The sequence below is a fragment of the Polaromonas sp. JS666 genome, assembly GCF_900103405.1.
GTDB lineage: Bacteria > Pseudomonadota > Gammaproteobacteria > Burkholderiales > Burkholderiaceae_C > Polaromonas.
This window is the reverse complement of record NZ_FNHX01000002.1, coordinates 397,326-410,737: the sequence shown is the minus strand read 5'-3', so window position 1 is coordinate 410,737 and position 13,412 is coordinate 397,326. Positions and strand designations below refer to the sequence as shown.

General features: G+C 64.4%; 13 protein-coding genes. 8 read left to right on the top strand and 5 right to left on the bottom strand.

Going from position 1 to position 13,412, the window contains the following annotated elements:
- Positions 1-33 precede the first annotated feature (33 nt).
- Both galE and BLQ85_RS06295 read right to left on the bottom strand, forming a co-directional pair.
- Positions 34-1,146, bottom strand: coding sequence for a UDP-glucose 4-epimerase GalE (galE, locus tag BLQ85_RS06300; RefSeq protein WP_074575474.1), 1,113 nt, complete (start codon positions 1,144-1,146; stop codon positions 34-36).
- 436 nt (positions 1,147-1,582) lie between these two features.
- Positions 1,583-2,614 carry a saccharopine dehydrogenase family protein gene (locus BLQ85_RS06295; protein WP_074575473.1) on the bottom strand — a complete coding sequence of 344 codons (1,032 nt, stop codon included), beginning with the start codon at positions 2,612-2,614 and terminating at the stop codon, positions 1,583-1,585.
- A 108-nt stretch (positions 2,615-2,722) separates the two neighbouring features.
- Between BLQ85_RS06295 and BLQ85_RS06290 the strand changes: the two genes are divergently transcribed.
- Positions 2,723-3,334 carry a TetR/AcrR family transcriptional regulator gene (locus BLQ85_RS06290; RefSeq protein WP_074575472.1) on the top strand — a complete coding sequence of 204 codons (612 nt, stop codon included), beginning with the start codon at positions 2,723-2,725 and terminating at the stop codon, positions 3,332-3,334.
- A gap of 92 nt (positions 3,335-3,426) precedes the next feature.
- Here the strand turns inward: BLQ85_RS06290 and BLQ85_RS06285 are convergent, their stop codons facing one another.
- Positions 3,427-5,112, bottom strand: a complete 1,686-nt coding sequence (locus tag BLQ85_RS06285) for an electron transfer flavoprotein-ubiquinone oxidoreductase (RefSeq protein WP_074575471.1) — start codon at positions 5,110-5,112, stop codon at positions 3,427-3,429.
- A gap of 126 nt (positions 5,113-5,238) precedes the next feature.
- Between BLQ85_RS06285 and BLQ85_RS06280 the strand changes: the two genes are divergently transcribed.
- The 4 genes from BLQ85_RS06280 to BLQ85_RS06265 are packed head-to-tail and all read left to right on the top strand — an operon-like array spanning position 5,239 to position 8,060.
- The gene (locus BLQ85_RS06280; protein WP_007868767.1) at positions 5,239-6,021 is read left to right on the top strand and encodes an SDR family oxidoreductase; all 783 of its coding nucleotides are present in this window, start codon (positions 5,239-5,241) and stop codon (positions 6,019-6,021) included.
- Between the two features lie 45 nt (positions 6,022-6,066).
- Positions 6,067-6,717, top strand: a complete 651-nt coding sequence (locus tag BLQ85_RS06275; RefSeq protein ID WP_074575470.1) for a LysE family translocator — start codon at positions 6,067-6,069, stop codon at positions 6,715-6,717.
- 3 nt (positions 6,718-6,720) lie between these two features.
- Entirely contained in the window at positions 6,721-7,623 is a 903-nt protein-coding gene (locus BLQ85_RS06270) for a DMT family transporter (protein ID WP_074575469.1), read from the top strand.
- Between the two features lie 14 nt (positions 7,624-7,637).
- Positions 7,638-8,060, top strand: coding sequence for an acyl-CoA thioesterase (locus tag BLQ85_RS06265; RefSeq protein ID WP_074575846.1), 423 nt, complete (start codon positions 7,638-7,640; stop codon positions 8,058-8,060).
- A 111-nt stretch (positions 8,061-8,171) separates the two neighbouring features.
- Here BLQ85_RS06265 and BLQ85_RS06260 read toward each other — a convergent pair whose 3' ends face one another.
- Both BLQ85_RS06260 and BLQ85_RS06255 read right to left on the bottom strand, forming a co-directional pair.
- Positions 8,172-9,083, bottom strand: coding sequence for a metal-dependent hydrolase (locus BLQ85_RS06260; RefSeq protein ID WP_074575468.1), 912 nt, complete (start codon positions 9,081-9,083; stop codon positions 8,172-8,174).
- An 85-nt stretch (positions 9,084-9,168) separates the two neighbouring features.
- Positions 9,169-9,795, bottom strand: coding sequence for a peroxidase-related enzyme (locus BLQ85_RS06255; RefSeq protein ID WP_074575467.1), 627 nt, complete (start codon positions 9,793-9,795; stop codon positions 9,169-9,171).
- Between the two features lie 194 nt (positions 9,796-9,989).
- On the opposite strand from BLQ85_RS06255, the gene katG reads away from it, so the two are divergent.
- The 3 genes from katG to BLQ85_RS06240 all read left to right on the top strand — a co-directional run bounded on the left by katG (position 9,990) and on the right by BLQ85_RS06240 (position 13,188).
- Positions 9,990-12,200, top strand: coding sequence for a catalase/peroxidase HPI (gene katG, locus BLQ85_RS06250; protein WP_074575845.1), 2,211 nt, complete (start codon positions 9,990-9,992; stop codon positions 12,198-12,200).
- Positions 12,201-12,364: 164 nt separating this feature from the next.
- On the top strand, positions 12,365-12,694 hold the full coding sequence (locus BLQ85_RS06245) for a carboxymuconolactone decarboxylase family protein (protein WP_139200923.1): 330 nt from the start codon (positions 12,365-12,367) through the stop codon (positions 12,692-12,694).
- Positions 12,691-13,188: a GNAT family N-acetyltransferase gene (locus BLQ85_RS06240; protein WP_074575466.1), complete on the top strand. Its 498-nt coding sequence runs from the start codon at positions 12,691-12,693 to the stop codon at positions 13,186-13,188. The genes BLQ85_RS06245 and BLQ85_RS06240 overlap by 4 nt, the downstream gene beginning before the upstream one ends.
- Positions 13,189-13,412 lie beyond the last annotated feature (224 nt).

Here is a 13,412-nt window from a genome sequence, read left to right as displayed (position 1 = left end):
CCTCATTCGGTGCAGGTTGTGTGTCAAGACGAATCAGGCGCTGACCACCGGTCGCATGGGGCCGTTCGGACTATTGCGCACCGGCGCCGGCATGTGCATGGCGGTGTCGGACGTCTGGGTCCGGTAGCCGTCGGGATTGCGCTGCTGCCAGTGCCACGAGTCGCGGCACATCTCTTCGATGCCGCGCGTGGCGCGCCAGCCCAGGACGCCGCGGGCCAGTGACACATCGGCGAAATACTGCGCCACGTCGCCCGCGCGCCGCGGCGCGAATTCAAACGGGATGGGCCGGCCGCTGGCGCGCTCGAAGGCGCGCACCACACCCAGCACGCTGGTGCCCTGGCCGGTGCCCAGGTTGACGGTGAAGCTCTCGCCTTTGGCCAGCAGGGCTTGCACGGCGGCCACATGGCCGTCGGCCAGGTCGGATACATGCAGGTAGTCGCGCACGCCGGTGCCGTCGGGGGTCGGGTAGTCGCTGCCGAAGACCTGCAGCCGCGCGCGTTTACCCACGGCCACCTGGGTCACAAAGGGCATCAGGTTGTTGGGAATGCCGCTGGGGTCTTCGCCGATCAGGCCGGTGGGGTGCGCACCCACCGGGTTGAAGTAGCGCAGCACGCCGGTGCGCCATGAAGGGTCCGACGCGCGCAGCGAGGCCAGGATGTTTTCACACATCAGCTTGCTCTGGGCATACGGGCTTTCGGGCGCACAGGGAAAGCCTTCGTCAATCGGCACGCTGGCCGGGTTGCCGTAGACCGTGGCGCTGGAAGAAAACACCACGGACCGGCAGGCGGTGGTGCCGGCCATGGCCTCAAGCAGGCTCAGCAGGCCGCTCACATTGTTGCGGTAGTACATCAGGGGCTGCTGCACGCTTTCACCGACGGCCTTGACGCCGGCGAAATGCACGGCGGCAACGCAGCGGTGGCGCTGCAGCACCTCGGCCACAAAGGCCGTGTCCAGCACATTGCCTTTTTCGCAGGGCACGCGCCGGCCCGTCAGCTGCGCCAGCCGCTCCAGCACCGCAGGGTGGCTGTTCGAGAAATCATCGAGGATGACCGGTTGGTAGCCGGCCTCCGCCAAGGCCACAAAAGTGTGGCTTCCGATATAACCGGCGCCGCCGGTCAGCAGCACGCTGGGGGTGTTTTCTGTCATGGATCAATGGGCTAAGAAAGCTGCCGGGCAGCGGGCGGATGTGGCAAAAAAGCTGGAACACGGCGGCGTGGCGGCCAGTGAGGGGCGCGGCCACGTCCCGAACTCAAGGACAGTTCCAGTGTCTTTGCGGCGAGGGGAGAAGGCGTGTCAGCGTAAGCCGCGAGCCCGCGTGGGATGGCGTGAGACAGGCCTCAAAGCGTGTCGAATCGTTCGGTAAGCACTTGTGAGCGAATGGCGCGAATCACCTGCTGGCGGGGTGTGCACGCCGCCTGCGCGCCAAGGGCCCGATCGCCGCGCCGGACAGAAAGTCACAAAGCTTGCGAAGGTTTGCGCCGTGTATATGTGGCGCGCCTGCGACTGAATGAACAAAGGCCGCATGCGTGATGCGGCCTTCAAAAAAAAGGGCCCTCCGGCATGCCGGAGGGCGCGAAAGAACTTAACGCAATTCCACGGAAAGATTCGCGGGGGACAGCGAGGCCAGGAAATCCCGCGCGTCAAATGCTTCTCCGGCGGTAAAGACGCCCGCGCCCTTGACCTGGCCGGCGACCACGCGCGCCATGGCCTCCACGACCAGGGGCGCGGTGAAGGCATAAATGTCCCGCCCGCGCGCGATGGCGCGGCGCTCCTCGCCGCCGCGGCGCGCCAGTACTTCCAGCACAAAGGTTTGCGGCGACTGTCCGCTCTCATCGCTGGCTACAGGGGCTTGTGGATTCGGGTCGGTCAGGTCCCTGACGGCCACGGCCGTCATGTAGGAGTGGATTCTGGGGGCCTTGATGTGGCGCGAGATCGTTACCGTGTCGGCCATGGTGAATTCGGCGATGACCGGCTGCTTGCCCAGCGGCGCGGGAAAAGTCCATTCGGTGGCCGGCGCAGCTTCCGTGGTGTAGGCGATTTTTCCGTCCGCAAAAACCACCCGGCGGCCGTCCCGGCGCTGCTTCGACACCTGCCCGGCGATCAGGGTCCCCGGCGTGGGCCTCCAGCTGTCCAGCCCGTAGGCGATGGAAATTTCATCGGCGTAAGTCCAGTCGCCCATGGCCGCGGTCGCCAGCAGGTCGCCGAGCCCGCCGTAAAACGCCATGGCGTGCACGACCACAATGCCCGCTTCACGCGCACGGTCCGCGAACAGATTGAAGGTGTCGATGTTGGCTTCTATTTCGGCCGCCACATCCAGGTAGGGAATCCGTGCGCGCATGGCGGCTTCAATCAGCGGCGCCGAAGTGCTGGCAAAGGGGCCGGCGCAGTTGATGACCGCCGCGGCGCCGGCCAGCGCGCGATCCAGCGAGGCGGGTTCGTCGACCGAGGCCGGCCGAAGTTCCAAACCGGGGTTTTCCGTTCCGAAAACCTGCAGCTTGCCGGCATCGCGCCCCGAGAGGATGGGCGTCCAGCCGCGCCGGCGCAATTCCGAAACCACGAAGCGGCCGGTGTGTCCATAAGCGCCATAGACGGCCACTGTCTTGTTTGATGTCATCACGAATTCCCTTGTTGAAGTTATTTCCGTAAAACGCTACAGATCTGTAGCGTTTTGAATAATGTACAGTACAGATCTGTAGCGCGTCAACCGTGCGGGGAAAATTCGATGAAAAAAAGTACTGAGACGGCCACGCCGGTGGCGGATGAACGCGGCCCGCTGAGCGTGCGCGACCGCGTGCTGGAGACGGCGGCGGCGTTGTTCTACCGGGAGGGCGTCAGGGCTGTCGGCGTCGACCTGGTGGTCGAGCGTTCCGGCGTCGCCAAGACCAGCTTGTACCGGCATTTCGCGACCAAGGACGACCTTGTGGCGGCATTCCTCGAGCGCGAAGACGCCGAATACTGGGAAGACTGGGACAGCGTCGCGGCGCGGGAGCCCGACGATGCCGAGGCGGAGCTGAAGGCGCATCTGCGCTGGATCGCCGAGCACATCGCCGCGCCCAGGTACCGGGGCTGTCCCTTCCTTAATGTGGCGACCGAGTTCCCGGAACCAAGCCATCCCGCCCGCGCGGTTGCCATGCGCAACAAGACGGAACTGCTGCACCGCCTGGCCGTGATGGCAAAGAAGATGGGCGTTCGCAAGCCCGACGATCTTGCCAGCCAGCTTGTGCTGCTGATCGACGGCGCCTATATGAACGGCCCGTTGCTCGGCAAGAAGGGGCCGGCGAACTCCCTTGTGACCGCGGGACAGGCCTTGATGGCTGCTGCGCCACGCCGCTGAGACCGAGACAAAAATCGGGACAAAAGAAAAAGCCCTTCTCAGTTGAGAAGGGCTTTTTCGATGGAAGCGCTCCGGTTTGGGTTCCGGTTGGCTTACATGCCCGCGTAGTTGGGCCCGCCGCCGCCTTCGGGCGTGACCCAGACGATGTTCTGCGTCGGGTCCTTGATGTCGCAGGTCTTGCAGTGCACGCAGTTCTGCGCGTTGATCTGCAGGCGGTCGCTGTTGTCGGGGTTCTTCACGAACTCATAGACACCGGCCGGGCAGTAGCGGCTTTCGGGGCCGGCGTACTTGGCCAGATTGATGTTGACCGGCACGCTGGCGTCTTTTAGCGTCAGGTGCGCGGGCTGGTGCTCTTCGTGGTTGGTGTTGGAGACAAACACCGAACTCAGGCGGTCGAAGGTGATCTTGTTGTCGGGCTTGGGGTACACGATGGGCGTGCACTCGGCCGCCGGCTTGAGCTTGGCGTAGTCGGGAATGCTGTTGTGCACGGTCCAGGGCGGCGACTTGAAGCCCAGCTTGGGCAGCAGCCAGTGCTCTATGCCGGTCATGAAGGCGCCGACGTAAAGGCCCTTCTTGAACCAGGACTTGAAGTTGCGCGACTGGTTCAGTTCCTGCGCGAGCCAGCTCTTGGCATAGGCTTCGGGGTAGGCGGCCAGTTCATCGTGCTGGCGGCCGGCGGTGACGGCCTCATAGGCGGCTTCGGCGGCGAGCATGCCGCTCTTGATGGCCGCGTGGCTGCCCTTGATGCGCGCCGCGTTGAGGTAGCCGGCGTCGCAGCCTATCAGCGCGCCGCCCGGGAATATGGTCTTGGGCAGGCTCAAAGCGCCGCCCGCGGTGATGGCGCGCGCGCCATAGCTGATGCGCTTGCCGCCTTCGAGGTATTGCTTGATGCTGGGATGCGTCTTCCAGCGCTGCATCTCTTCAAAGGGGCTGAGGTAGGGGTTGCTGTAGTCCAGGCCGGTGACCATGCCCAGCGTGACCTTGTTGTCCTCCAGGTGGTACATAAAGCCGCCGCCATAGGTCTGGCTGTCCATGGGCCAGCCGGCGGTATGGATCACCAGGCCGGGTTTGTGTTTGGCCGGATCAATCTCCCACAGCTCTTTCACGCCGAGCGCGTAGCCCTGCGGGTCGCGGCCTTCGTCGAGTTTGAAGCGATTGATGAGCTGGCGGCCCAGGTGGCCGCGCGCGCCTTCGGCGAACACGGTGTACTTGCCGTGCAGTTCCATGCCGAGCTGGAAGTTGTCGGTGGGCTGGCCGTCCTTGCCTATGCCCAGGTTGCCGGTGGCCACGCCTTTGACGGAACCGTCGTCGTTGTAGAGGACTTCAGCGGCCGCGAAGCCCGGGAAGATTTCAACGCCCAAGCCCTCGGCCTGCTGCGCCAGCCAGCGCACCACATTGCCCAGGCTGATGACGTAGTTGCCTTCGTTGTGGAAGCAGTCCGGCACAAAGAAGGCCGGTGTCTTGACCGCGCTTTTTTCGCTGAGGAACAGCACTTCGTCGGCGGTGACGGGCTGGTTCAGCGGCGCGCCCTGGGCTTTCCAGTCGGGCAGCAGCTCGGTCAGCGCTTTCGGGTCCATCACCGCGCCCGAGAGGATGTGGGCGCCGGGCTCCGAGCCTTTTTCGAGCACCACGACGGAAATGTCCTTGCCTTTTTCGGCCGCGAGTTGCTTCAGGCGAATGGCGGTAGCGAGGCCGCCGGGGCCGCCGCCCACCACGACCACGTCGTATTCCATTGCCTCACGGGGGCCGAACTGGGCCAGAATTTCTTGGGTATTCATCGGGGACTCGCTGATAATGATTTTTCAGGAAGGATTGTCGGTCTCGCGTTGGATTTTATGTCGCGAATGCAGCGATGCGAACGGTCGTTCTCTTTTGTACGGTTTAAATTGAGAGAGGAGCCTCTAATGGCTTACAGCATTGACCTGACAGGGCGTGTCGCCCTCGTGACCGGCGCTTCCGGTGGACTGGGCGCCCAGTTCGCCACGACCTTGAGCCGCGCCGGCGCGGCCGTGGTGCTGGCCAGCCGCAGGCTGGACAAGCTCAAGGACCTGCGCGCGCAGATCGAGGCGGCCGGCGGCGACGCGCACGTGGTCGAGCTCGACGTGACCGACCATGCCAGCATCAAGGCCGGCGTGGCCCATGCCGAAACCGAGGTCGGCCCCATAGACATCCTGGTCAACAACTCGGGCGTGAGCACCACGCAGCGCATCCAGGACGTGGGCGAGGAAGACTACGACTTCATTTTCAACACCAATGTGAAGGGCGCTTTTTTTGTGGCGCAGGAAGTTGGCAAGCGCATGCTGGCCCGCTCACGCGGCGCCGGCCCCGGCAACTATGCCGGCGGACGCATCATCAACATCGCCTCCATGGCCGGGCTGCGCGTGCTGCCGCAGATCGGCGTGTACTGCATGAGCAAGGCCGCCGTGGTGCAGATGACCAAAGCCATGGCGCTGGAGTGGGGCAAGTTCGGCATCAACGTCAATGCGATCTGCCCCGGCTATATTGACACCGAGATCAACCACCACCACTGGGAGACCGAACAGGGCAAGAAGCTGGTGCAGATGCTGCCGCGCAAGCGCATCGGCAAGCCGCAAGACCTGGACGCGCTGCTGGTGATGCTGGCCAGCGGCGAGAGCCATTTTGTCAACGGCGCGGTGATCGCGGCGGATGACGGCTTCGGTGTCTGAACCGGTCCACAACATCAATCAATTCGCGCAGAGAGAGAGAACAACATGATGGATTCCGTAGTGCCTTACCTCGGCCCCATAGGCCTGATCTTTTTGGCTTTGCTCGCGGGCGTGGTCAGCCCCGGCCCGAGTTTTGTGCAGGTCGCGCGCATCGCGGTGTCGCGTTCACGCGCCGACGGCCTGGCCGCGGCGCTGGGCATGGGCCTGGGCGCGCTGGTGTTTGCCGCGCTGGCACTGGCCGGGCTGCAGGCCTTGCTGGCCGCCTTGCCTGGCGTCTACACGGCGCTCAAGGTCCTGGGCGGCCTCTATCTGATGTGGATTGCCATCCAGATCTGGCGCGGTGCGCGCCAGCCGCTGGAGATGGCCGGCCAGGACAAGGGCGTGGCACGCCGCACGGTGCTGCAGTCGTTTCGCCAGGGGCTGGTCACGCAGTTGAGCAATCCCAAGATCGTGGTGGTCTACAGCAGCGTGTTCGCGGCCCTGCTGCCCGCGCACTTCCCCTTGCCGGCCGCCATGCTGGTGCTGGCCGGTGTGCTGGTGATGGAGACCGGCTGGTATGCCGTGGTGGCGCTGGTGCTGTCTTCGTCGGTGCCGCGCGCCGCCTACCTGCGCAGCAAGGCCGTGGTGGACCGCACGGCCGCCGGCGCCATGGGCCTGCTCGGCCTGCGCCTGGTCGCCACCGCGCACACCGCCTGATTGATGCTGGCCGGCATTCTGGCCGGGCTCGCGGCGGGCGCGCTGTGGGGCCTGGTGTTTGTGGCGCCGCGCATGCTCGAAATGGGCGCGGGTGCTTATTCCTCGATAGACCTCACGGCCGGGCGCTTTGCCGTTTACGGTGTGGTCGCCGTGCTGGTGATGCTGGCCGGGTTGCGCAGCCGGCGACTGCCCACGCTGCACCAGGCCGGGGCCGCGCTGCTCATGAGCATCCTGGGCTTTAGCGGCTACTACCTGCTGCTGGTGCTGGCCATACGCGATGCGGGTACCGAAGTGCCTTCGCTGGTCATAGGCACCATCCCGATCTGGGTCATGCTGCTGGGCAAACCGCAGGGCCTGCGCTGGGCCGCGCTGCTGCCGGGGCTGGCGCTCACGTTGGCCGGGCTGGTGCTCATGATGGGTTCCACGCACGAGGGGGGCCAAGGCGCGGCCACCCATTTCTGGCGCGGCATGCTGTTTGTGGCGGGCTCGCTGGTGTGCTGGACGGTTTTTGCGATCCTCAACTCCGCCTGGCTCAAGCGGCATCCGGAGGTCAACGCCACCGACTGGGCCAATTGGCTGGGCGTGGCCACCGGCCTGGGCGCGTTGCTGATGTGGCTGGTGGCCGGATCCGATGCCGGCCTGCTGGCCGCGCGCGCGGACCTCGGAACCTTTGTGCTGCTGTGCGTGGTGGCCGGTGTGGGCTCGACCTGGCTGGCCACGATTTTGTGGAACATGGCCAGCCAGCGGCTCAGCGCCAGCCTGTGCGGGCAGCTCATCGTCAGTGAAACGATTTTTGCGCTGCTGTATTCCTTTGCCTGGGACGGCCGCTGGCCCACCCTGGTGCAGCTCACCGCCTGCGTGCTGTTCACGCTGGGCATTCTTGCCTCCATCAGGGCGCACCGTTAGGTGCGGTGACCATCATGAAGATTGAAATCCCCGAGAAGAAAAAACTGGTCCATGAGATGCTCATCCCGATACGCTGGGGCGACATGGATGCCATGGGCCACCTCAACAACGGCAGCTATTTCCGTTACCTGGAAACCATACGCATAGACTGGATGTACGCGATAGGCTGCCGGCCCGACCCGCGCGGCGAAGGCCCGGTCATCGTCAATGCGTTCTGCAATTTCTACAAGCAGCTCGAATACCCGGGCGACGTGCTCATGAAGATGTATGTCAGCGACCCGGGCCGCAGCACCTTTGAAAGCTGGGCCACCATGGAGCGCAGCGATGCGCCGGGCGTGATTTGCGCGGCCGGCGGGGCCACCACCATCTGGGTGGATTTTCCCGCGCAGAAGTCGCGGCCGCTGCCGGACTGGATGCGCAAGATCGTCGAGGGCTGAGAGAGAGCCGCTCACAAACCCAGCGAAGCGGTCCTGGCTAGGCGCGCCGCCGCAGACAGTGCACCAGCACGGCAAGGCCGTGCAACAACGCCAGGAGGGTTTTTGAGGGGCTCAGCGGACTACGCGAAAACTGTCGGCGTTTTCCTTGAGCCAGCGCCGGGCCAGGCCGCGCGTCTGCTGCTCGGGCGCGGCAAACGCTTCCTGGTCCGGGTGGAAATCGCGCCTGAAGTAGGCCAGCAGCGGGCCCAGGGTGTACCACATCGCGCCCTTGCGGCCCCAGAAGAATTTGGCGGCGCTCCACCAGGTGCCGGGCTTGAACAGCGTGCCGTCGTGCCACAGGTTGAGCAGCGTCTGCCGCCCGGAGTCGAAGGTGAATACCAGTAGCGCATAGATGTACCAGCGTATGCGCCAGGCGTAGTTGCCCTGCACCGCGTGGTAAAGGTCGTAGGCGACGGCGCGGTGTTCGGTCTCCTCGGCCGCATGCCAGCGCCAGAGTGTCTGCATCCGCGGGTCGGCGCTGTGCAGCGTGTTGTTGTGGCGCAGCAGGTAGTCGGCCAGCACCGCGGTGAGGTGTTCGTAGGCGGCGGTCACGGCGAGGAAGTGCAGGGGCTGCGCGCCTCTTTTTTTCGCGTAGTCAATACGCGCCGTGGCCCAGTGCTGCCAGCGGTTGACCAGGCCCTGGGTTTCCAGGTGCGCGTTGTAGAGCCCGTGGATGTGGCGGTGCGTGGCCTCCTGGCCTATGAACTGCGCCACCGCCTCGTGCAACAGGGCGTGCTCGGGTGTTTGGGGCAGCAGCTTGGCGCAGTCGCGCACCGCGTCGATAAAAGACTGCTCGCCGACCGGAAAGCTCATGGACAGGGCGTTGTGGTACTGGCTCAGGAAGGCGTCGCCGCCATACCAGTGCCGGTCAAAGCCCTGGCTCAGGTCGATCTCGAGCTTGCGCACGGTCAGGCCGGACGGGCTGGCCGATGCCGGGTTGGGTGTGGCCGGGGCGAGGGGGACGGGGGTAGTGCTTGAGGTCATGAAATCCTGGTCCGATTCAAGCCCTGCGCGAACGCCGGGCCATGCGCATTATTGAGCTTTGCCATATGCCTTTCAACTCGCACTGTCAGGCTGGCTTGGGTGGCTTGGGCACACGGCCCATCAGGTAGAACTCGGTATTGGGCTGCATGTTGCTGAAGCTGGCCATGCGGTTGGAGAGGCCGAAAAAGGCCGTGATGGCCGCGATGTCCCAGGCGTCTTCGTCGTCAAAGCCGTGGCCGTACAGCGCCTCAAAGTCGGCGTCTTCAATCCGGTCGGCCTGCAGGCAGACCTTCATCGCGAAGTCCAGCATGGCGCGCTGGCGCGGCGTGATGTCGGCCTTGCGGTAGTTGACCGCCACCTGGTCGGCGACCAGCGGCTTCTTTTCATAAATCCGCAGGATGGCGCCATGCGCCACCACGCAATACAGGCAGTTGTTGGCCGCGCTGGTGGCGGTGACGATCATTTCGCGCTCGCCCTTGGTCAAAGTCCCGTTGGGGTTGGAACCTTCTTCCTTGAGCATCAAGGCATCGTGGTAGGCAAAGAAGGCTCGCCACTCGGCGGGGCGGCGCGCCAGCGCCAGGAACACATTGGGCACAAAGCCGGCTTTTTCCTGCACTTCCAGGACCTTGGCCTTGATGTCCTCGGGCAGGTCCTTGAGTTCGGGGGCGGGGTAGCGGGGGGCTGCGCCTGGCGTTGCGGGCTTGGTGGTCATGAGGGTTTCCTTCAAAGGATTTATAAGTGACTCGGCTCAAGCGTAACGGCAAGACGGCCCATCCGGCCGCGCGGGCCTGGCGTAAAACGCGTGTAATTAATAAAAACTATTAAATGAATATTTTTAATTGTCTTTGCATATTTTGCTGTGAAACCTAGACTGCGTTCATCCCATACACATTGAAGGAGTTCATCATGGCTGATCACACGACGCAAGGCGAAAGCGCCTGCCCGTTCTCGGGCGGCGCCCGCAAACACGCACTGGCCGGCGCCGCAGGCAACGCCAGCTGGTGGCCCAACCAGCTCAACCTCAAGATTCTTCACCAGAACTCCCCCAAGGCCGACCCCATGGGCGAGGCCTTCAACTATGCCGAAGAGTTCAAGACCCTGGACCTGCATGCCGTCGTCAAGGACCTCCATGCGCTGATGACCGATTCGCAGGACTGGTGGCCCGCGGACTACGGCCATTACGGCCCCTTTTTCATCCGCATGGCCTGGCACAGCGCGGGCACCTACCGTATCGCCGACGGCCGCGGCGGCGCGGGTTCGGGCATGCAGCGCTTCGCGCCGCTGAACAGCTGGCCCGATAACGGCAACCTCGACAAGGCGCGCCGCCTGCTGTGGCCTATCAAGCAGAAATACGGCCGCAAGATATCCTGGGCCGACCTGATGGTGCTGGCCGGCACCGTGGCCATGGACTCCATGGGGCTGAAGACCTTTGGCTTTGCCGGCGGGCGCCCGGACGCCTGGGAACCGGAAGAGGTGTATTGGGGACCCGAGGCCGAGTGGATGGGCGACAAGCGCTACAGCGGCGACCGCGAACTCGAAAACCCCCTGGGCGCCGTCCAGATGGGCCTGATCTATGTGAACCCCGAAGGCCCGAACGGCAACCCGGACCCCCTGGGTTCGGCGCGCGACATTCGCGAAACCTTTGCCCGCATGGCCATGAACGACGAGGAGACCGTGGCACTGACCGCTGGCGGCCATACCTTCGGCAAAGCGCATGGCGCCGCCGAGCCGGGCAAGTATGTCGGCCCCGAGCCCGAGGGCGGCAGCCTTGAGGACCAGGGCTTTGGCTGGACCAACAAGTTCGGCGGCGGCCACGGTGTACACACCATCACCAGCGGCATCGAGGGCGCCTGGACCAACAACCCCATCAAATGGGACAACGGTTATTTCGAGAACCTGTTCGGCTACGAGTGGGAACTGACCAAGAGCCCCGCGGGCGCCCACCAGTGGAAACCCAAAGATCCCGCCGCGGCAAGCGCCGTGCCGGATGCCCATGATCCCGCGCAGCGCCATGCGCCCATGATGACCACGGCCGACATGGCCATGCGCATGGACCCGGCTTACGAAAAAATCTCGCGGCGCTTCATGGCCAACCCGCAGGAGTTTGCGGACACTTTCGCCAAGGCCTGGTACAAGCTCACACACCGCGACATGGGGCCGGCCGCGCGCTACCTGGGCCCGCTGGTTCCCAAGGGCCAGCTGCTGTGGCAGGACCCGATTCCCTCGGTCGACCATGAGCTGGTCGGGGAAAACGACATCGCCGCGCTGAAAGCCACGCTGCTGGCGTCCGGGCTTTCCATTTCGCAACTGGTCACGACGGCCTGGGCATCCGCCGCGACATTCCGCGGCAGCGACAAGCGCGGCGGCGCCAACGGTGCGCGCATTCGCCTTGCCCCGCAAAAGGACTGGGACGTCAACCAGCCGGCCGAACTCGCGAAAGTGCTCAAGGTGCTGGAGAAGGTCCAGGCCGAATTTAACGGCGCGCAGTCCGGCGGCAAGAAGATTTCGCTGGCCGACCTGATTGTTCTGGGCGGTTGCGCCGCCGTCGAGGCGGCCGCCAAGCGGGCCGGGCATGATGTGAAAGTGCCTTTTTCGCCGGGGCGCACGGACGCTTCGCAAGAGCAGACCGATGTGCAGGCTTTTGCCGTGCTGGAGCCCACCGCGGACGGTTTCCGCAACTACGGCCGCAAGGGGCAGGAGGCGCGGGCCGCCGAGCTGCTGGTGGACAAGGCCAGCCTCATGACGCTGAGCGCTCCCGAGATGACGGTGCTGGTCGGCGGCATGCGCGCCCTCAATGCCAACGTCGGCCAGGCCCCGCACGGTGTTTTCACCAAGCGGCCCGGCACCTTGAGCAATGACTTCTTCGTGAACCTGCTCGACATGCGCACCAAGTGGCAGAAGTCGGCTGCTGACGCGGGCGTGCTCGAAGGCCGCGACCGCGCCAGCGGCGAGCTCAAGTGGACGGCGACCGTGAACGACCTGGTTTTTGGCTCCAACTCCCAGCTGCGCGCCATCGCCGAGGTCTATGCCTCCAGCGACGCACGGGATCTGTTTGTGCGTGACTTTGTGGCCGCCTGGAACAAGGTCATGAACCTGGACCGTTACGACCTTGCCTGAGTAATATTGAAACAGTGTTGATCTTGCCCGCCCTGGTGAAAGCCCGGGCGGGCTTTTTTGTTTTCCACTACGCTTGGGCTTTTAAGAACCTGTTCCAAGGAGCTCACGTGACCGCTACATCTTCCAGCGACTTCGACAAAGGCCTGGCCACCCGCAAGCAGGTGATGGGCGAAGACTTTGTGGCCAGTGCCTTCGGCAAGGCGAGCGATTTCTCCATGCCCATCCAGCAGTACATCACGCGCAATGCCTGGGGCGACGTGTGGCAGCGGCCGGGGCTGGACCTGAAGACCCGCAGCCTGATCACCGTGGCCATGTTGACCGCCCTGGGCAAGCAGCATGAGCTCAAGGGCCATGTGCGCGGCGCGCTCAACAACGGCGTGACACCCGAGCAGCTCCAGGAAGTGTTGCTGCACGCCAGCATCTACTGCGGCCTGCCCGCCGCGGTCGAGGCCTTCCGCACGGCGGCCGAGGTGGTGGATGGGCCCAAACCATGAGCCAGGTGCAGATACGCCGCTGCGAGGAAGCCGACTGGCCGGCCGTCTGGCCGCTGTTGCGCGCCACCTTCGAGGCCGGCGACACGTACGCCTTTTCGCCGCAAAGCACCGAAGCCGAAATCCACGCAGTGTGGATGGAGGCGCCGCGCGCCACCTATGTGGTGCGCGAAGGTGACGGCCCGGTGCTGGGCACCTATTTCATCAAGCCCAACCAGCCCGGCCTGGGTGCGCACGTTTGCAACTGCGGTTATGTGGTCGCCCCCGAAGCCCAGGGCCAGGGCCTGGCATCGGCCATGTGCGAACACTCGCAGCGCGAGGCACTGGCCATGGGTTTTCTGGCGATGCAGTTCAACCTCGTGGTGTCGACCAATGAACGGGCTGTCCGGTTGTGGAAGCGATTGGGGTTTGAGGTGGTGGGGATTTTGCCGAAGGCTTTTCGGCATGTGCGGTTGGGGTTGGTGGATGCTTTTGTGATGTTCAAGACTTTGGGGTAAGGCGGGTCTTGCTCCGGCTTGGCGCGCTCTTCCTCTTCATCCTCCTCCTTCCTCTTCTTAGTTCAGCTGGCCGGGAGTGGCCCGGCGGCCAGTAACTTTCTTTTGCTTCGCCAAAAGAAAGTCACCAAAGAAAAGGCGACCCGCAGTCTGGGTCCCTCCGCTACGCTACGGGCAACCTGCGCTGCTCGACTGCGGAGGGGGTCTGGCTAAACTCGCTACGTTTC